General features: G+C 38.3%; 15 protein-coding genes and 1 pseudogene. 11 read left to right on the forward strand and 5 right to left on the reverse strand.

The window, feature by feature from the left end; genetic code table 11:
• Positions 1-5 precede the first annotated feature (5 nt).
• The 5 genes from N824_RS10475 to N824_RS10500 form a co-directional block, all read right to left on the reverse strand.
• Complete coding sequence (locus N824_RS10475) at positions 6-6,584, reverse strand: type I polyketide synthase (protein ID WP_048905108.1); 6,579 nt, start codon at positions 6,582-6,584, stop codon at positions 6-8.
• Positions 6,585-6,934: 350 nt separating this feature from the next.
• Positions 6,935-7,096 carry a hypothetical protein gene (locus tag N824_RS10485; protein ID WP_232325457.1) on the reverse strand — a complete coding sequence of 54 codons (162 nt, stop codon included), beginning with the start codon at positions 7,094-7,096 and terminating at the stop codon, positions 6,935-6,937.
• Positions 7,097-7,408: 312 nt separating this feature from the next.
• The gene (locus N824_RS10490; protein WP_152542166.1) at positions 7,409-7,972 is read right to left on the reverse strand and encodes a hypothetical protein; all 564 of its coding nucleotides are present in this window, start codon (positions 7,970-7,972) and stop codon (positions 7,409-7,411) included.
• A gap of 324 nt (positions 7,973-8,296) precedes the next feature.
• Complete coding sequence (locus tag N824_RS10495) at positions 8,297-8,548, reverse strand: hypothetical protein (RefSeq protein ID WP_048905112.1); 252 nt, start codon at positions 8,546-8,548, stop codon at positions 8,297-8,299.
• A gap of 106 nt (positions 8,549-8,654) precedes the next feature.
• A complete protein-coding gene (locus N824_RS10500; protein ID WP_052334113.1) occupies positions 8,655-10,823 on the reverse strand; it encodes a S46 family peptidase in 2,169 nt (722 codons plus the stop codon).
• A 120-nt stretch (positions 10,824-10,943) separates the two neighbouring features.
• On the opposite strand from N824_RS10500, the gene N824_RS10505 reads away from it, so the two are divergent.
• The 11 genes and pseudogenes from N824_RS10505 (at position 10,944) to N824_RS10555 (ending at position 21,001) form a co-directional block, all read left to right on the forward strand.
• Entirely contained in the window at positions 10,944-11,420 is a 477-nt protein-coding gene (locus N824_RS10505; RefSeq protein ID WP_048905113.1) for a GAF domain-containing protein, read from the forward strand.
• Positions 11,413-12,018: a DNA-3-methyladenine glycosylase gene (locus tag N824_RS10510; protein ID WP_048905114.1), complete on the forward strand. Its 606-nt coding sequence runs from the start codon at positions 11,413-11,415 to the stop codon at positions 12,016-12,018. Before N824_RS10505 ends, N824_RS10510 begins: the two co-directional genes overlap by 8 nt.
• Before the next feature lie 92 nt (positions 12,019-12,110).
• Positions 12,111-13,397, forward strand: a complete 1,287-nt coding sequence (kynU, locus tag N824_RS10515) for a kynureninase (protein ID WP_048905115.1) — start codon at positions 12,111-12,113, stop codon at positions 13,395-13,397.
• A 21-nt stretch (positions 13,398-13,418) separates the two neighbouring features.
• Entirely contained in the window at positions 13,419-14,279 is an 861-nt protein-coding gene (locus N824_RS10520) for a bestrophin family protein (RefSeq protein ID WP_048905116.1), read from the forward strand.
• 1 nt (position 14,280) lies between these two features.
• Positions 14,281-15,180 (forward strand): histone deacetylase, encoded by a 900-nt coding sequence (locus N824_RS10525; RefSeq protein WP_048905117.1) that lies wholly within the window; start codon positions 14,281-14,283, stop codon positions 15,178-15,180.
• A gap of 2 nt (positions 15,181-15,182) precedes the next feature.
• The gene (gene topB / locus N824_RS10530; RefSeq protein ID WP_048905118.1) at positions 15,183-17,042 is read left to right on the forward strand and encodes a DNA topoisomerase III; all 1,860 of its coding nucleotides are present in this window, start codon (positions 15,183-15,185) and stop codon (positions 17,040-17,042) included.
• Positions 17,043-17,099: 57 nt separating this feature from the next.
• Complete coding sequence (locus N824_RS10535) at positions 17,100-18,191, forward strand: MBL fold metallo-hydrolase (RefSeq protein ID WP_048905119.1); 1,092 nt, start codon at positions 17,100-17,102, stop codon at positions 18,189-18,191.
• A gap of 60 nt (positions 18,192-18,251) precedes the next feature.
• Positions 18,252-18,629 (forward strand): hypothetical protein, encoded by a 378-nt coding sequence (locus N824_RS10540; protein ID WP_052334114.1) that lies wholly within the window; start codon positions 18,252-18,254, stop codon positions 18,627-18,629.
• Positions 18,620-19,417: a hypothetical protein gene (locus tag N824_RS10545; RefSeq protein WP_048905120.1), complete on the forward strand. Its 798-nt coding sequence runs from the start codon at positions 18,620-18,622 to the stop codon at positions 19,415-19,417. Before N824_RS10540 ends, N824_RS10545 begins: the two co-directional genes overlap by 10 nt.
• A gap of 17 nt (positions 19,418-19,434) precedes the next feature.
• Positions 19,435-20,331, forward strand: a pseudogene (gene miaA, locus N824_RS10550) (tRNA (adenosine(37)-N6)-dimethylallyltransferase MiaA).
• Positions 20,332-20,497: 166 nt separating this feature from the next.
• On the forward strand, positions 20,498-21,001 hold the full coding sequence (locus N824_RS10555) for a hypothetical protein (protein WP_048905122.1): 504 nt from the start codon (positions 20,498-20,500) through the stop codon (positions 20,999-21,001).
• The last annotated feature ends 187 nt before the right edge of the window (positions 21,002-21,188 follow it).

Here is a 21,188-nt window from a genome sequence, read left to right on the forward strand (position 1 = left end):
AGTATTTAATTAAATCCTAGTTGAAGATATTTCCCATTCTTAGGGTCTTTGATGAACCATGCAGGATTACCTGTTTTATCTTTACCAAGTCTGGCACCATCAATAGGCGGTGTATCGGCACTGATAACAATAGCTTGGGGATTAAATTTTACATCAGATCCTCCTGAGGATGGAAAGAAGCCTGCAGCTATCATTTCATCCATACTCTCTACAAAACAATTGATCACCTGTTCAATATCACTATTTGATGTTGCTTCAGTTACAAAGCAGGGGAACCCATCAAGAATATGGATGCCCTTTTGCCTCATTAAGGTAAACATCAATTCGCTGTATGGGATCTCCTCATTGAATTTAACTTTCCATAAAGACCCATAATTAGCAACAAAGAAAGGAAGATGTCTTTTTTCTATTTCCTTGTTAATGGTTTTGGCAATATAGTCTCCTTTTTCATTTAGCTCCAATTGTAATTTTGGTCCTTTTTCTTTCATGTATAGTAATGACGCTTTTGCCGAAGCCAAAGCTAAAGGATGACGAACAAAGGTTCCGGCAAAGTAAGTTACGCCAACCTCAGGGTATGAGCTATCTCCATAACTCCAGGTTCCCCCGTCAAGGGCATCCATATATTCCTTTTTACCGGCAATAACACCAATTGGGATACCAGCGCCAACCACCTTACCATAAGAAGCAAGGTCTGCACGCACATTAAACAAAGCCTGTGCACCACCAGGATGCATCCTGAAACCCGTGATTACCTCATCAAATATTAAAGCTGATCCGCTGGCAGAGGTGATTTTTCGTACTTCTTTAACAAAATCTATTGGTACAAACTCAGGACGTCTGCTTTGTATAGGCTCAATAAGAACTGCAGCAATTTCGTCGGCTTTCTCTTTGATTATAGCCAAAGCTTCTTCAGTTCCATAATCTAGTACAAGAATATTTTTAACTGCATCAGGCATTATACCGGCAGCTGCAGGAAATGATTTTAATTTTTTTGTTCCTCTAACCAGTACTTCGTCAATAATGCCATGATATGATCCTGTGAAGGCAACAATTAATGATCTTCCGGTAACTGTTCTTGCAATTCTAATGCAGCCAAGTACGGCTTCTGACCCAGTGCTGCAAAGGGCTGACCTGTCGAATCCGGTAAATTCACATACTAATTTACTTACTTCAGCGGCAAGTTCGTGTTGTGGGCCTACTTCATATCCGTTTTCAATCTGGTCATGCATTGCTTTTTTGATGACCTCTGGTTGGTAACCAAGCAAGTTAGAACCAAATCCGTTTAACACATCGATATATTCATTCCCATCAAGATCCCACATTCTACTGCCACTCGATTTATTTATTACAATAGGGTAGGTCAGTTCTTTTGTTAAAGGTTTAAAACCTGAAACAACCCTCGGGTCAGCCATATAATTCCGGCTTTCCTCTGCATATTTTTTACTCTTAAATGTTTTGTGATTATAACGCTCAATCAATTTTTCGAGAAAGCTTAACTGATCTTTGTTCAGCTCTGTTGATTGACGATCTATTTTGGGGGTGGCTCCAAACGGTTTTTGAATTTCAGATTTTTCTTGAACGGTTAGTTCAGATTCCTCTTGTTGTACTGGCTTTGATGGTTGTATCGCAATAGGGGCAGCCACAGGATTATTCCCATTCATTAACAAAACTTGTTTAGACAAGATTTCTAACTGCTGCGCTATCAGCCCCAGCGCTGAATTATTGTAGTCGATAGCATTTCCAAATGAAACCGGCGCAATAACCTGATGATTATTTACATGAACTACAGGATTACTGTTTTGTGTTGACTCAGGGCTTTGCTGAACAGTATTGTTCTCTATGTAATCTGTTAATAATTCAATAGTAGAATATTCTTCATTTAATTTCCTAAATGTAATAGGTAAATTAAATTCTCTTTTCAAAGAGATTGCTATCTGAGTAAGTAATAAAGAATCTAATCCTATTTCAAGGAAATTTTGATTTGATTCAACATTTTGCATTTCAATTCCAGATGCATCCTCTAGTACTTGTCTGATCTTAATTGCTAGGTTATTCTTTTTCATCGCAAGAGTGTTGTTAGTGTTTGGTTTATTGCTATCGTCCTCTGGTATCACTTTGTTTATCGCAACTGCATCCACCCAGTGTCTCTTTCTATCAAACTGATAGGTCGGGAGATCTAAGAAGGATCTTTTTTGATTGTGATAAAAATTATCCCAATTTGGTTGCAGGCCATAATTCCAAAGCTGACCTAATGTGTTTAGTATAATGCAATAATCGTTCTCATTATTTGATAAGCTCTGCATTCCCCTTACAGGAGTCGATTTTAGCGCGGCAATCTGTCTTACCAGCGTGGTTGTTACCGAGCCTGGTCCAACTTCCAGGAAAATTGGAGAATTGTAAGTAAGCGCGGTTTCTATCGCCTTAGAAAATTGAACGGTATTTCTTAAGTGACTAGCCCAGTATTGAGGATCTGTTGCCTCTTCATTGGTTAAAACAACACCGGTAACTGTTGAGATAATTGGTGTCTGAGGAACAGAAAGTGATATTTCAGAAACTACTTTTTGAAAGTCATCAACTATTGGATCCATCATAGATGAATGGAAAGCATGGCTTGTAAACAGGAGTTTATTTGGGATCTCTTTAGTGTCAAGTAGTTTGCTGAATTGCAGGATCTGGTCTTCTGGACCTGCAATTACACAAAGTTTAGGGCTGTTTACTGCTGCAACACATAGCCCTTTGCTTAACAAACTGCTTACTAGATCTGATTCGCTTCTTACAGATAACATAGATCCGGCAGCAAGTGCATTAACCATTGCTCCCCTGGTTGCTATTAATTTTAACCCATCCTCTAATGAAAAAATTCCTGAAAGGTGTGCCGCAACATATTCTCCGATGCTATGACCGCAAAGTAGAGTAGGAGTAATACCCCAATTCATCCATAGCCTGGCAAGAGCATATTCAATGACAAATAATGCTGGTTGGGTGTACCTGGTTTCTTTTAATAGTTGTTCTGCTTTTTCATCAACAGAGTTGGTAAATATGATTTCTTTGATGTCCAGATCTATATATTGCTTAAGTATTTCCGAGCAATGATCTACAGCTTCTCTAAATATGGGCTCATCCTTATATAGATCAGCTGCCATGTTTAAGTATTGCGCTCCCTGACCTGGGAATGTAAACACCACCTCTTCAGGCATTTCGCGAAGATTATTTATGCTCCCTGTTTTAGGTAGTTCCAAATGGTGTTGGCTTATAATAGATTCAGTGTTGTTTACAACAGCAAACCTTCTATAAGAGAAGTCGTTCCTTGTTTTTTGAAGCGTATAAGCAATATCTGAAATATTAATATCCTTATTCTTTTTTACATAATCAGCTATTGAGGACCCATATTGTTCTCTGCTGTTCTCTGATTTGGCCGACCAGGTGATTAAGTCGTATGGTCTGCCGGTTGATGACTTTGGTTCTAGATTTTCATATTCTTCAACAATCACATGTACATTTGTACCTCCAACACCAAAGGAACTTACGCCAGCAATTCTCTTAGTTTCACATGTCCAATCACTCAGGCTATTGTTAACATAAAAAGGGCTGTTTAGAAAGTCGATGTTCTTATTTCCCTGTTTGTACCCCAAAGAAGCTGGTATTTTCTTGTGATGTAGAGATAGACAAGCCTTAATCAGTCCTGTAACTCCTGCAGCCTGGGTAAGATGTCCGAAATTGCTTTTAACTGATCCTATGGCACAAAATTGAGTCTTATTCTGATGGCCAAAGGCCTCAACAAGTCCATCAAATTCAATTGGATCGCCAATTGGGGTCCCTGTGCCATGTGTTTCGATATAGCTGATTGCTGAGGCATCAATACCTGCGTCTGTTATCGCTTGTTTAATTGCATTTGCCTGGCCTTCAGTATTCGGAGCGGTAAAGCTTCCTTTTTCTGCTCCATCGTTGTTTAAACCGACACCTTTAATTACCCCGTAAACAACATCACCATCACGTTTAGCATCTGATAATCTTTTAAGTAAAACAACACCAGCGCCATCACTAAACACAGTTCCGGTAGCATCATTGTCAAACGGACGGCAATGACCATCGGCGCTCAACATACTGCCTTCCTGGTAAATGTGTCCGCTGTTAATAGGCGACGTGATACTGGAGGCCCCCGCAATAGCTGCATCACATTGTCCAGAACGCAAGCTGTTTACCGCTTCAACAATAGCGAGTAATGAAGTTGAGCAGGCCGAGTTCACACTTACCGCTTGTCCTTTTAGATTTAAATGATAAGCTGTTCTTGACGCAATGTAATCCTTTTCATTAACGGTAAGTACCTGCAGACTTCCCTGGTTTTCTATTAAATCGGGGTATTGTAATAAATTGTTTACATAATAGGTGTTGCTGCCGCTACCTGCATAAACGGCGACTTTTTTGGGGTAAACAGGGAATAAATGCCCCGTTTTTTCCAACACCTCCCAGGCTATCTCTAAAAATATTCTTTGCTGAGGATCCATTAAATCTGCGAGCTTTGTGTTGATTCCAAAAAAAGCAGGATCAAATTTTTCGGCGTCTTTAATTACTCCTCGTGCTTTAACATACGCTTTGTCATTTTTTATACGATCAGGAATGCTGATGTCTAGTTCCTCGTCACTAAAAAATTTGGTTGTTTCCTTACCTTCGATAAGCAGACCCCATAAATCTTCAATAGTTTCTGCTCCGGGGAATCTGCCTGCCATTCCTATTACAGCTATATCCTGTGAATCGTTACTATACGCACCTAGTTTAGCTGATGATACCTGCTCAGGACTCTTCTTTTCAAGAAACTCGGCTATGCCTGCAACAGTAGGATATTGATATAATTTGGTGATAGGTAAATGATAACTGAATTGATATTTCAGCTCTGCTATTGTTTTTTGAGCAAGAAGAGAATTGCCTCCAAGCTCAAAAAAATTGTCTTCAATTCCTATTTTGTCATATTGGAATATATCGAGGAATAAGCCTGTAACGTCCTTTTCGATCTTTGTCTTTGGACTTTTATACAACACATTTAGTTCAGGTCTTTTAAGATCTGGTTTGGGTAGTGCTTTCCTGTCTACTTTTCCGCTTGTTGTTTTGGGAAGCTCATTAAGCCAAATAAAGCCTGATGGGATCATATAATCAGGAAGGAGCTTACTTATGTGGTATCTAAGCTTGTTGCTGTCTCCTGTTGCATCATTTCCTGTTAGATAGGCTATGATTGCTTTTCTGCCTGGATAATCCTCTCTTAATATCACTATTGCCTGATTAACGCTTTCTTCTTTCATCAGGGCAACTTCGATTTCACCGAGTTCAACTCTGTTGCCTCTTATTTTAACCTGGCCATCTTTCCTGCCTTCAAATTCTATTTCGCCATTGTCTAAAAGCTTACCCAGGTCTCCGGTTCTGTACACCTTAATCTGTCCAAGGGTTGGGTGGGTAAGTTCAATGAATTTTTCATTTGTAAGTTCCGGTTGATGAAAATATCCATTTGATAAGCAAGCGCCTGAAATACATATTTCGCCAGTTTGTCCATTTTCAAGAAAAGTCGATTTTTCATCAATAAAATAAATGGATGATTGTGCTATTGTTTCCCCAATTGTGGGTATTGATGCCCACTTATCAGGGTCGCCAGTAAGTTTTAATTCCGTTACCCATATGGTTGTTTCGGTTGGTCCATAGACATTTACCAGGCTAGAATTGGAAATAGAAGAGAAGAATTCTCTTATATTAGGTGTGATTTTAAGTAGTTCCCCCCCTGTTATTAACTCTTTTAAGTTAGCTGGAAATCTCTGTTCCTTTGTAGCAGCTTCTGTTAAATATTGAAGGGTAACATAAGGCAAAAAGGCTTTGTTTATGTTATTTGAAATAATAAAATCTAAAAGTTTTGCGCCGTCAAGTCTATAATCTTCATTAATAAGGTACAGTGTAGCACCCGTAGTTAGTGGGACGAAAATCTCTTGAAATGATGCATCAAAACTGAGATGGCAAAACTGTAATGCATTAATACCTTTACCGTTAAGGGCGTGATCTTTTTGCCATTGTAAGAAATGAATCAGACTTTTGTGGCTGATACATACTCCTTTTGGTTTCCCTGTGGAGCCTGACGTATAAAGAATGCATCCATTTTCAGATTGCAGGAAATTGTCATTTTTAGTCGTATCAGCGTATGATTTATCTGAAATTATAACATCAAGCCCCAGGCCAGTAAAGATGTTGGATTCCTTTAGCAACGCGATGCATGTGCTTACTCCGGAGTCTTCTATAATCTGTAATAGCCTGTTTTCAGGATAGCTGGAGTCTAATGGTAAATAGGTTTTCCCTGCTTTTAGAATTGCCAGTAATCCAACAATCATTTCTATTGAGCGGGTTGCGCTTATTCCAATAATTTGCTGATCAAATGCTTGGTTTAAAATAATAGTTGCCAAATTTTCAGCTCTATTATTTAATTCACGGTAGGTAATAGACTTTTCGCCAAAAACTATGGCGGTAATTTCTGGAAAATCCTGAGCTGCAATATTAAATAACTGGTGAACCGTTAGTTTGTTCTGGATATTTGAAATTTGATCTTTAAACATATGAGCGTGATTGAATAAATTAACCTTACATACGCTAACTTGCAAAAGTTGTTCCTTTTATTAAAGGTCATTTCATTTGGGTTCATTATTCCTGTTAATGGGAAGATTGTTGAAAGGGACCAGAATTAATTATTCGGTTCAGCTTGCTTGGCTCTTTCTCTTGATAGGCGCATATCAGATGCCCTTTCACATTCCTTGGTTGACTCAGGTAACACCTGTTGCTGTTAACCCGAACCAGACCATTCCCAAAGCCATGCAAGGCGAGATGACAATGAAATAGTAGTGCAAAAAAAAGACCCTTATTGAAACAATAAGAATCCTTTTGGAGATTTTAGCTTTTAAAGGCTAAATTATTTTTTCTCTGGCGGAGTGGATACAATTTCTCCCCACTCGTTAACATAGGCCATCATGCTTTCCAGATCACCACCAGAGGAATTCTGTTGACGTTCAAGTTTGCGCTGCTCTTTATCTTCTTTTTTCTTTTGTCTGTTTTTTTCTAGTTGCTTCTTCATGAAGGTAGCCTGAGATTTAGCCATAAATTCAATGTATTAGTTAAAAAATAACTCTTCTCTGGTTTTACCTGTTTGCCAACATGTAAACTTATTGTTTACTGTTAATATGGCTTAATATAATTAATTCTCGGGCGACAACGGACCAGTAGCCAGGAGGAATTGAAACCCAATCAAAAGGTTTGATTGGCAAGTAAATATTAAGAGAATAGTATAATGATATCCCGTTTGTGCAAATATACTAAATTTCTGGTTAAGAATCAATATTTGAAACAACCGGTTGCTTAACGGGAAGTTAAACCATTACTATATTTCTTATAAACCAACCCTAATGGCATAGGTTACTTTAATGCGTGCCTTTAATTCCTTAGTGGTAGCCGTTCTTAATTTGGCTGATAGATTATAGGTGAATGAAGAGGACGTAAGGAAGGTCCTGACATCTGAACTTCCGGATGTTATTGGAATGCTAAGTTTAGTGGCTCGAGTATTTGGAGGATTTACTGTAGCAATTGATTGGTCTGCTTGCCCGGATGCCTGCAGTTTGACAATTATGTTTTCTATGTTTTGAATGTTATTTAAACTATCTGCGTCCAAAAGTTCTAAGTTAAATTCTTTGATGCGTATGTTTTTTACATTACCTAATCCGAACCTTGATGATTCTTTATTGATCAAAGAATCGAGATTTAAGTTTTTGACATTGAGGTTTCCAAGGATTGTTCCGGATTCGGTACCTGTGATCTTTGGTATTGTAAAAGATATGCCATCGGCAGGGGTAATGAAAAGATCACGTTCGATGGATTCTTTAATGTTGTTGCAAGATAGAAGTACCGTTGCAATTATCAGAGTGGATGCCAGCAAAGTATTAATTTTAGTTCTCATATAAATTACTTTAATTTGATTTTTCATCTTCACAAAGGTTCAAATTATTCTCCATACCACCAATTAATTGTTTGGAGAGCTCGAGGTTCGAAAATCATTTTTTCTGCTGAACTTCTCATATATTTGGCTATTATAGACCACAGAATATTATATTGTGTGTTTATTTAATTATCTGTAAAACAGGATATTTGAATGTGATTTGTTTAAGTTTTAGTTTATAAAGATGAGTGTTTTAGGTGTTTTGAGAATGTTAAAATGCAGAATAATATTCTGTTTACTGATTTATTTATCTGTATTGCAGTTAGTTGTGTTCGTTTTGGTGTGCTAATACTGTTGTCTGTTATATGCCGCCGAAAAATCACTTCTCATGCTCTTAAATCGTTCAACTACGGTGGCAATAAACGCCTCATCAAGAATTTGAAAGACCTCGTTTGCCCCTCCTCCACTCAGGTCCAGTTCTGATAATTTATAGCTTTGTTCGAGGGTTCCCTGCTCAAATTTGATGATGTATTTTTGGTTCATATTAAACAAGGTGATCTTGCATTCTGGATGTGGAAGTTCTGCTATTACTCTCATGCTTTCTGTAATTTATTAGATAAAAAAATTGATTTTGTATTGAAAAAAAGCCGCCTTTCATTTTGTCGGACGACTTTTTTTGATGGTTATTTTACGGCTCTGTAGGTTAAAGTCTAATGCCCATTTCTTTTACAAGAAAATCAGCTTTGTCAATTTTTGAAGCCACCCATAGTATATAACGAATGTCTACGCCAATTGACCTGCTGTAGCTGTCATTCCATGCATAGTCGTTTATTGTTGCTCCAAATGCACGGTCAAAATTTACGCCTACCAGCTCGCCATAGGCATTCATAATAGGAGAGCCTGAATTTCCGCCGGTGGTGTCCATGTTGTAAAGGAAAGAAACGGGGACGTCGTTAAGGTCTTTCTTTGCGTATAGACCAAAATCTTTAGCATTCCAAAGCGCTTTGATTTGCTCTGGGTAAGCAAATTCTGGATTCCCTGTTGCGCCTTTTTCAAGTATTCCTTTTATTGTTGTGTATGGTCTCATGTATGAGGCATCTGCCGGCCAGTACCCTTTAACGTAGCCATAGGTTAACCTAAGAGTGCTGTTTGCATCAGGAATGAAGTCTTTGTTCAAGAACTTCTCTTTAATGTTTACATAGTCGCCCATGAGCTTGTTTAACAGTCCGTCTCTGCGGTCTTTTTCTGGTTTTAACTCGTTGATCTGTTTTGCGATATCATCCTCAAACAGAAGTAGGCCATCATTATATGTAGAAATAGATTTTGGCGATTGTAATAGTACGTTTAAAACGTAATTGGCTTCTTTTAGTTTAGATACTTCAAAAACACTTTCGACATATTGATCGATAACATCATTGCTATTGGCTCCCTTACTGGTGATTTTGTTAACAGCTGTTACTTTTTGGATGGGGCTGAACTGAGAAGCGTCTTCTAGCATTTTTTTAAATATCTTTCTATCTGCGTCTATGTCATATGATTCATAGGTACTTGATAAGGTTTGTTTAAGTTTTTGGATGTTCTGATCAAAAAAGTCTTGCTTTTGAGCTGCGGGCTGCGCTTTAAGAGCGGTTTTGAATGCATTTATATTTTTAGCAACCGTTAATAGGTTTGTTGAGCTGTAAATCTGTGTAAACCAAAGATCGCGCTGGGCATCAGTATTGATAAGTTTATACAGGTTATCTATTTCGGTCATCAGGTTTCCGTATTTTGCTTTAGCATTAACATTATTGTTGATGAACTGAATTAGGGCTTCTTCTTCCTTTTTCTTTTTTGAAATTAGATCTATCCCTTTTAGCCCCTGCAGTTTGCCTCTGTAGTTCTTTAAAACATTAGCGTTTCTTTTTATGCGGGTTGCCAGTTTAATTTCGGTAGCCTTGTCCTTTTTACCAATAGTTTCCATTGTTGAGTTCTGGAAATCATATAAGTTAGATACATAAGGTAGAAGGAACTTTTCCTGGTACTCTATAAATGCAGCCGGACGATGGCGGAATGTTTTTCCTGGATACCCTAAGATGAAAACAAAATCCTCCTCGTTAGTGCCTTTAGCATTTACTTTTAAGAATTTCTTAGGCGTGTATGGTACGTTGTCTTTAGAGAATTTAGAAGGAGAGCCGTCGGGCGCTACGTAAGCACGCATAAACGAGAAATCTCCGGTATGACGAGGCCATACCCAGTTGTCCGTTTCGCCGCCAAATTCGCCTATTTGTCTGTTAGGTACGTAAACAAGTCTAACATCCTGAATGGTTTTGTAACGGAATAACACATAGGTTTTTCCAATAAACATTTCTGATACCTCTGCTTTAATGCTTGGGTCTTTCCTTTCTGCTTCAATAACGATGTTTTTCATTACATCATTGATTATTTTTAATCGCGAAGCAGGATCTTCTATTTGTGCTACAGCACCTAAAACACGATCAGATACATCTTCATAACTATCAGTTATGCGGCATGTTAGTCCTTTTGCTTCAATTTCCTGTTCACGTGTTTTGGCAACAAATCCGTTTGTCAGGTAATCATTTTCTACAGTGCTGGCAAGTTGTACCGCGCTGAAGGCGCAGTGGTGATTGGTAATGATTAAGCCTTCATTTGAAACGAAAGACCCGGTGCAACCACCAACATTGACAAGTGCATCAACCAGGCTAGTGCCTTTTGGATTATATATGTTGTTTTGGTCGATTTTTAAACCAGCCTTTTTCAAGTCAAGTTTGTGGATTTCGCTTAATGGGAACATTCCTTCTTCCCATGGCTTATAACCCGATTGGATTATTCCGAGTGTAAGAAGTGAAGTGATAATTAAGGTTTTCTTATTCATCTTTATGGTTAATATAGTAGTTAAAACTGCAAATTTAGGGATTTAATTATGCTTTTACCCATAGATGGCAGTATTGACTCCCTGGTTTTGTATTTTTGCAATTCATTTACATAGATTAAAATGGCAGAGGATTTACGTATAATAACGGATATTAGTAAGGAAGAGCAATACCGCTCAATTATTCCGCAAATAAAGGCTTTGATAAGTGGGGAGAACGATCAGATTGCTAACCTGGCTAACATAGCGGCAGCTTTAAAAGAACAATTTAAATGGTTCTGGGTTGGTTTTTATCTGGTAAAAGGCGATGAGTTGGTGCTTGGGCCTTTTCAGGGGCCAGTTGCTTGTACCAGAATCAAAAAAGGTAGAGGTGTTTGCGGTGCTTCGTGGGAACAGGCAGAGACTTTGATAGTGCCCGATGTTGATGCGTTTGCTGGTCATATTGCTTGTGCTTCTGCTTCAAAGTCAGAAATTGTTTTGCCTGTTTTTAATAACAGCGAAATTGTTGGTGTATTAGATGTAGATAGTGAATATCTTTCTCATTTTGATGATATTGATGCTAAATACTTAAAGGAAATAGTTGGTTTACTAGATGCCTAAATTAGCATATTCTTTTTATCAAAGTACCGATGTAAATAATCTTGCTGTGCAGTTGCTTGGCAAGTTGTTGTTTACCAGGATTGATGGCGAACTGACCGGTGGAGTTATAGTTGAAACAGAAGCGTATAAAGGAACAGAAGATAAGGCATCTCATGCGTATGGAGGGCGCTTTACAAACCGTACTCAGGTTATGTATGAAAAGGGTGGCCTGTCGTATGTTTACCTCTGTTATGGCATTCATCATCTTTTTAATGTAGTTACTGCTCCAAAGGGAACTCCGCATGCTGTTTTAATTAGAGGTATTGAACCTGTACAGGGAATAGATATAATGCTTAAGAGGAGGAATATGGCAATATTAAAGCCTAATATTACGGCAGGTCCGGGAGCACTTTCAAAAGCAATGGGAATTGATAAAAGATTAAATGCAGAAGATCTGTTGGGAGATGAGATATGGATTGAAGATAACGGGATTGTTTTTCCTGTCGATCAGATTGTTTCATCAGCAAGAGTCGGTGTTGATTATGCCGAAGATCATGCGCTGCTTCCCTGGAGATATTACATCAGGGGGAATAAATTTGTGAGCAAGCCAAACAAATAAAACTGGTTTTTACAGTAAGTAAAACCACTATTGTTGATAACAAATGGGGCAGGTGATTTAATTATCTGCCTTTTTTATTGATATTTGAATCGATGAATTTTGAGAATAATTTAGCCTTTGCTCAAAGCCTAGATCAGGCAGATCCGCTTAGTAGTTTTAGGCATGATTTCTTATTTCCACAGCAAAATGGAAATCCATTTATTTACTTGTGTGGTAATTCTTTAGGATTGCAACCTAAAGCTGTACGTAAGGTAGTTGATGAGCAGTTAAACAACTGGCGCAATCTTGCTGTAGAAGGGTGGTTTGAAGGTGATAATCCTTGGATGTTCTATCATAAAGAGTTAAAAAAACTGATGGGCCCGTTGGTTGGGGCAAGCACTGATGAGGTTTGTCCGATGAATACTTTAACGGTGAATTTGCACTTGTTGATGGTCAGTTTTTATAAGCCCGTTAGAGGCAGGTTCAAGATCATCATGGAAGCAGGTGCCTTTCCATCAGACCAATATGCAGTTGAAAGCCAGGTTCGTTTTCATGGATATGATGCTAAAGAAGCGATTGTTGAGGTGGCCCCAAGAATAGGTGAATATATATTAAGAACAGAAGATATTTTAGCACAGATTGCCAAACATGGAGATGAAGTAGCGTTAGTGTTATTTAGCGGGGTAAATTACTTTACCGGGCAATGGTTCGATATGGAAGCCATAACCATGGCAGGGCATGCTGAAGGGGCTGTTGTGGGCTTTGATCTGGCACATGCTGCAGGCAATGTTCCATTAAAATTACACGATTGGGATATTGACTTTGCTTGTTGGTGTTCCTATAAATATCAAAACTCAGGACCAGGTGGAATAAGTGGCATTTTTGTTCATGAAAAGCATTTTACAGATACCACACTGAATCGCTTTGCAGGATGGTGGGGATATCAGCAGGCGCATCGATTTAAAATGGAGAAGGGCTTTTTGCCTGAACCGGGTGCAGATGGCTGGCAGGTGAGTTGCACTCAGGTGATGCCTATGGCATTGTACTTCGCCTCATTGCAGATTTTCGAAAAAGCAGGATTTATTGAGCCATTAAGACTTAAAAGTAAAACTTTAACCTCTTATTTATTTCATATTGTAAATCAGGTAAATAAGCTGTTGAGTTGTGAGCAGTTTGAAATTATAACTCCTGATAATGAAAATGAGCGTGGGGCTCAGGTATCTATTATTGCAAAACAGAAAGGGAAAGAGATTTTCGAGAAACTAATAGCAAATAATGTTCTTGGCGATTGGAGGGAACCTAATGTAATCAGATTGAGCCCGGTTCCCTTGTATAATTCATTTGAAGATGTATTTCGCACAGGCGAACTTTTATTACAGATTACTAAAGGTGTTATTTAATACTATTTAAGAGATTTTAATATGATAAACTATAATCCAAAAGACTGGTTCACTTTTATCTTTCAGGTTCATAAGGCTGATACAATTAGAAAATTGTGGCCATTAATGATTAGCGTTGCTATTTTTTCGGCTATAATTGCATTTTTGGAGCTAAATTACCTCAAACTCGCAGAAACTACCTACGTTAAAAATATAGGAATGATGCACAACTTGCTTGGTTTTGTAATCTCCATGTTGTTGGTATTTAGAACCAATACTTCTTACGACAGGTGGTGGGAAGGACGGAGGCTTTTAGGATCGCTAACCAATGTGAGTCGTAATTTCGCAATAAAGATTAAGTCGTTAAAACTAAATGAAGAACATATAGAATTTTTTGAGTACGGAATTCCCAAGTATGCATTCGCTTTAAAAGAGCATTTGAGGGAAAAACAATATTTCGGTAAAAACAGTTTTCTTATTGAGGTTGACGGTGGGAAGCACATTCCTAATCAGGTAGCAGCCAGTATTTCGTCTAAAGTTTTTGAGCTGCAGGCGGCAGGAAATATCAGTCAGGAACAGTTAATTATACTTAATGCAGATGTTCAGCAGTTTACTGATATTTGTGGTGGCTGTGAGCGTATTAAGAATACACCTATTCCGTATTCTTATAGTGCTTTCATTAAGAAATTCATTTTCATATATGTAATTACTTTGCCATTTGGCTGGGTGTTTAGCTTAGGTTACTTTGTGGTTCCTATTGTGCCGTTTATACTTTATGTGCTGGCCAGTTTGGAGCTTATTGCAGAAGAGATTGAAAACCCTTTCGGATCTGATGCAAATGATTTGCCTGTTGACGAGATTTGTAATAACATTGAAAAGCATGTAGAGCAAATATTGCGATAAGATGGTTAAAATTGCCTGGCATCCTTTGTTTGCACATCCGTTACCAGAGGGGCATCGCTTCCCGATGCTTAAGTATGAGTTAATCCCCGAGCAGTTATTGCATCAGGGATATATAAGCAGGAAGAATCTGTTTGCTCCCGATAAAGTAAGTGAAGAGGTGATTTTGCTGACACATAAGGACGAGTATTGGGAAGAGCTAAGGGATTTAACGCTTCCTGCAAAGGAACAGCGAAGGATTGGGTTTCCTTTAACAGCGCAATTGGTAGAGCGCGAGGTGAGAATTACCCAGGGAACGATTGATGGTGCCCTGTATGCAAAGCAGTTTGGTATCGCTTTTAATGTTGCAGGTGGTACTCATCATGCCGGGAGCAATTGGGGCGAGGGGTTTTGCTTGTTAAACGACCAGGCTATCGCGGCCAACTATTTGCTAAATAATGGTTTATCTAATCGGATCTTAATTGTAGATTTAGATGTTCATCAGGGAAATGGTACAGCGGAGATCTTTTATAGTGAGCCACGTGTGTTTACATTTTCTATGCACGGTGACAAAAATTTCCCATTTAGAAAAGAGCAATCTGATTTAGATATAGCGTTGGAGGATGGAATCGAAGATGAATTGTATTTAAGTAAATTAGAATCTCATTTGCCCGCGCTGCTAAAACATAAACCTGATTTTGTATTTTACTTATCAGGGGTTGACGTACTTAAAAGCGATAAGTTAGGTAAGCTCGCTTTATCAAAAGCGGCTTGCATGGAAAGAGACAGTATGGTATTGCAGTTTTGTAAAGACAATAATTTACCAGTTCAGGTGAGTATGGGCGGAGGGTATTCTCCAGATATAAAAGATATAGTGGATGCACATTGCAACACATTTAAAGTTGGTTTAGATATTTTTGAATAATTATGAAGATTGTTATTGCAGAAAAGCCTTCAGTGGCTCGTGAGTTGGCTAAAGTCTTCGGCGCTACTACAAAAAAAGACGGCTATATAGAGGGTAAGGGATATTCTTTTACCTGGGCATTTGGGCATTTGCTTCAATTGGCTCCTCCTCAAGAGTATGGTTTTATTGGATGGAGGAGGCAACATTTACCAATGCTGCCTAAAAAATTTAAACTTGGTATTAGGAAAATTAAAACCAAGGATGGGTTGGTGGAAGATCCGGGCGTTAGGAAACAGCTGGACATCATTAAGAAATTGTTTGATGAAGCTACCGAGATCATTGTGGCAACGGATGCCGGGCGGGAAGGTGAGCTTATTTTCCGCTATATCTATTATTTTTTGAAATGTAAAAAACCCTTCAAAAGGCTGTGGATCTCATCGCAAACTGACGAAGCGATTAAGGAAGGCTTTAGAAATCTAAAGCCGGGAACAGATTATGATACACTTTTTAATTCGGCACATTGCAGATCTGAATCAGATTGGCTGGTAGGAATGAATGCAACCCAGGCACTTAGTATATCTGCAGGAGCGCGGTCGGTGCTTTCATTGGGAAGGGTTCAAACACCTACTTTGGCAATGATCTGCTCCCGCTTTCTGGAAATTAAGAATTTTGTGCCTCAACTATATTATCAGCTTGCCATACAATTAGACAAGGACGGCCAGTTGTTTAAAGCAATCTCCGTAAATAACTTTGATAAGAAGGAGGAAGCAGAAGAACTGTTTGCAAAAATTGAGGACGTTGCATCTGGTTTTCCATATGGAGGTAAGATCTTGACTGTAGAAGCAAAACCAAGAAAAGAGCCACCTCCCTTATTACATGATTTAAGTAGCTTACAGCAAGAAGCCAACAAGCGCAAAGGATTTACAGCAGATCAGACGCTGAACTTGTTACAGGGCTTATATGAAAGTAAATTGGTTACTTATCCCCGTACAGGGAGCAGGTATATCGGTGATGATGTTTTTGCTGGTGTTCCTAACCTGATAGATAAGCTGAAGGTGCATAAGGATTTTGGGAAACAGGCCGATTTTCTACAAACGGTTTCTTTAAATAAGAGAAGTGTAAATGCAAAAAAGGTAACCGATCACCATGCTATTTTGCCTACAGGCGAATCTCCTTATCAATTGAGTGGCGATAAACAGGCCATTTATGATATGGTAGTTGGCCGTATGCTTGAAGCGTTCCACCAGGAATGCGTAAAAGAAGTCACAAAGATAACAATTGAAGCCGGGTCAGTTTTTATTGCAAATGGAACAGTAATTCGTTCTGCTGGCTGGAGATCGGTATTTAATGAATCGGATGACGAAAAGAAGGACGAAGAAAATCCATCATTACCGAAGGTAAAGGCAGGCGAAGAGCTTCCAATTGTAAATAAGGCTTTACTTGAGAAGCAAACAAAGCCTAAGCCGCTGTATAATGAAGCATCCTTATTAAAAGCCCTTGAAACCTCAGGGAAAGATATAGAGGATGAAGAATTGAGGTATGCAATGAAAGACAGTGGATTGGGAACTCCTGCTACCAGAGCTGCTATTATTGAAACGTTGATTAACCGTGAATATATTGTCAGGGAAAAAAGAAACCTTGTTCCTACAAGTAAAGGCTTAGCCGTTTATGATGTAGTAAAAGATCAGAAAATTGCACAAGCAGAATTAACCGGACAGTGGGAAAAGAGATTGGAAGAGATCCGTTCCGGCGCGTCGGTGGCCGATTTTAAAGCTGAAATTACTGATTATACCAGGACTATTACGAACGAGTTGTTACAATCTGGAATGGGACTGGCAGAAAAGTTCGCAAAAGACGAGAAGCTGGAAGAGAAAGTGAGTTAAGAGATCAGAATTTTTTGTAAGTATATTCGCTTGTATTAACCATATGAAAAGAAGATTATGTATTCCATACTGATTTTTATTGCTGTGTTTGTGCTGTTTACAGTTTGGGTGCTTAACTTTCCTATTTTCGGGCGAGTACCTGAGGGTGCTCGCTTAGCACGTATAAAAAAATTGCCTAATTATAGGGATGGTGCACTTGAAAACTTGTCGCCAACCCCTATGAAACCTGATAACGTAAGTTATTGGGATATGATAAAAGGAATGTTACGGGGCAATGTAAATGGGGCTCCTAAAAGTCCGGTACCTACCATTAAACCCGACTTTGCACAAGATGCTTCCCAGACTAAAATAATATGGTTTGGGCATTCTTCTTATCTAATACAAACAGATGGACAAAATATATTGGTTGATCCCGTATTAAGCGAAAGGCCATCTCCCTTTTCATTTATCGGGACCAAAAGGTTTTTAGGGACAGATTTTGTAAAAGCCGAAGATTTTCCTGAACTGGATGTTGTGCTAATCACTCATGATCATTATGATCATCTGGATTATCAAGCCATTTTAAAATTAAAGGATAAAACAAAGCACTTCATCGTTTCATTGGGTGTAGGATCGCATTTGGAGAAATGGGGTGTGTCTGCTTCCTGGATTACTGAAATGTCATGGGGAGAGGAAATTGTTTACAATACGCTGAAATTTACTGCGCTTGCTGCCCGTCATTTTACTGGAAGGACATTTAAAAGAAATCAGACGGTATGGTCTGCATTTGTTTTACAAACATCAAAAGATAAATTGTATTTAGGGGGCGATTCAGGATATGATACACATTTTAAAGATGCAGGAGAACATTATGGCCCGTTTGATATTGCAATATTGGAATGTGGGCAGTACAATACCTACTGGCCTTTAATACATATGTTCCCTGAGCAAACTGTTCAGGCTGCAATAGATTTGAACGCAAAGGTTCTGCTACCTGTCCATTGGGGGAAATTTAAATTAGCTATGCACGACTGGAATGATCCGATCATAAGGGTTGTTAATAAGGCAAATGAAGAAAATTTGAAAATTGCTACTCCATTAATGGGCGAATCTGTAATTTTAAATAAGAATTATCCTTCTAGCAAATGGTGGTTAGCACATAACTTATAATCTTAAACAATATTGATAAATAGATGTTGTTTATTTGATAGTCATCTATAACTTAAAACAATGAAAACTGATTTTGTAGAAATTTTTCAAACCATTAGGGCATCGCTGCAGCCTTATGCTACTGTGGGTTTTAGTAATAGAGTAAACAGTGAAACCTCCTTCGACCTTTGGAGTGACAAGAATGTAGTGATTGAAGGAAGGCAAAGAAATGAAGTTTTCTTTGCGAGCGTAATTATACAAAAGGGGCATGTTGGTTTTTATTATATGCCTGTATACACGGAGCCAGATATGAAAAAGATTTTTGGTCCTGAGCTGCTTAAATTGTTAAATGGTAAGTCATGTTTCCATATTAAAAAGCTGGATGACGCATTGATGTTACAAATAGAGGAGGCGCTGGCGGCTGGGTTTAAAGTTTATAAAGAAAAGGGTTGGGTATAAAACCAGATTGGCAACAAGATGTAATTACCAGTTTTGGGAATATTGGTATTACCACACATGATATTGAATCGTTGGAATACAAACTGCTATCTGTAGGTGCAGGGGAGGTTGTAGTTAATCTTATTTCACTTAAAAATACTTATCGTCCTGAAGATCTGATATTGCTGCAAGAGCAATGTCAATTGAAAAATATTGCAGTGCTACATTTATGGGAAGATGTATGGAAAACTAGAAAAGCACAGGTAATAGGACGAATCTCTTCTATTCTTGGTCTGAATAAACGCATTCATGCGCGCAAAACTAAGATTATTCAAATTACACAAAAGCATGCTGATGATTTCTTAAATAATAATCATCTGCAGGCATCGGCCAAATCTAATTACAAATTCGGGCTGAGTTTAGATGATCAGATTATTGCAGTTGCTTGTTTTAGTAACCTCAGGTATATGAAAGGACTTAGTCCAGGCTATCGATCTGCTGAACTTATCAGGTTTGCCAGTATATCTGGTTATACCGTTATCGGAGGTTTTACCAAGTTATTACAACATTTTATCAAGACCTATAAGCCAAATGACATAATGAGCTATGCTGACAGGGATTGGTCGTTAGGGAAAGCTTACGAGCAATCGGGTTTTAAACTCGCTCATGTTACGCCGCCTTTGGAGATGCGATTGAAGAAAGACACCTTGGTTAGGTACTTTCCTCATAGGTTACCGGCTGAGTCTATTGAAGACGAGTATTTAGAGATTTATAATACTGGTAATTTAAAATATATTTTATATTTATAATGCATCAAAATCCTTTGTTGATCATTTTGGGACCAACTGCATCTGGTAAAACCAAGCTCGCTGTGAAATTAGCCGAAGCGCTAAATGGCGAGATAATCAGTGCAGATAGCAGACAAATCTTTAGGGGTATGGATATTGGTACGGGCAAAGATCTTAGTGAGTATGCGGTGAATGGAAAAAGCATTCCGTATCATTTGATCGATATTAAACAAGCAGGAGAAAGATATAACGTAAACGAATTTAAAGAGGACTTCTTTGCTGTTTTTCAGAAATTAACTGACCAAAGTGTACTTCCTATACTTTGTGGTGGTACAGGGATGTATGTTCACAGTATTCTTCAAAATCATGAATACACCGCTATACCAGTAAATAGTGAACTTAGGGACACTTTAAAAGAACTGAATAATGAGTTATTACGGAACAAGTTGTCTGCTTATCCATCCGAATTTACAAACCACGCAGATCAATCATCCCAAAAAAGAATGATCAGAGCAATTGAGATTGCAGAATACCTGATTCATAACGATTTGCCACGAATTGAAAGACCTTTAATTGATCCACTGGTAATCGGTTTGACATCGAATGTTGAACTTCGGAGACAGAAAGTGATCAATCGTCTTGAGCTTAGGTTCGATGAAGGTATGATAGATGAAGTGAGGAAGTTAATTGCTGAAGGAGTTACTAAAGAAGACCTTGTTTTTTATGGCCTGGAGTATAAATTTATTGCAGCTTACATTTTCGATGAGCTTAGCTATTGGGAATTGAAAGAAAGACTCGCTACAGCAATTTGCCAATTTGCAAAACGACAGATGACATTTTTTAGGAAAATGGAGAAGGATGGTGTTAAAATAACCTGGCTTAATACGGAACTAAACTCNNAWGANGWTWKWTCNTMKTKCTSTMWSWACTTTTAAATTGAAATATAATGATCGTAGTTAAGCTATGTGATATAATTGTTAGTGTAATTTAAAAGTTGTTATTCCTTTAATAATATATTTCTTTTCAATGTATGGCATACAATTTGTAAATGATCAGTTGTATAGCAAAAAACCTATACATTAAATTTAAATAAACGATCAAATGAAAAACTCTACAAAATTCTTTGCGACTGCAGTAGCTGCAGTGGCATTATTTTTTACCACTAATGCCAGTGCTCAAAAACTAGGTATTGGAGTGAACCTGGGTGTTCCAACAAACGACGGTTATAGTTTTGCGATTGGCGCAGACGCCAGACTTCAATTTGATGTGTCGAAACAAATATCTATTCCGGTAACTACGGGTTATACTCATTTTCTTGGAAAAGAAGTAGCAGGTGTTGACGTGCCTGATTTTGGTTATATTCCATTAAAGGCTGGTGTAAAAATATTTTTCGATGAAACTGGATCAGGTCTTTACGGTTTAGGTGAGCTGGGAGCTGCTTTCGGCGTTACTAATGGTTCAGGAACTTCATTTCTTTATTCACCTGCCCTAGGTTATTCATGGAGCAACGGTTTGGATTTAGGAGTGAAATATGAAGGTCTTTCAAAAGGAGGAGGAAATTTAGGGCAAGTAGCCTTGCGCGTCGCTTACGGGTTTAAACTATAGTAATTTAATAAATAAAGTTTATAGCCCTGCCTGAAAATTCAGGCAGGGCTTTTTGCTGGATAATTTATTAAGGGTATAATAATTAGGGTATGCATGGAAAGGTGGGCTTGATATTAGTGCCAGATACGAAGGTTATAATCAAGGCAGCTCTTCGAGCACTTATCAACCAGTAAATGGTCAGTTTGCA

Source organism: Pedobacter sp. V48 (assembly GCF_000523515.1).
In the GTDB taxonomy this organism is placed as follows: domain Bacteria; phylum Bacteroidota; class Bacteroidia; order Sphingobacteriales; family Sphingobacteriaceae; genus Pedobacter.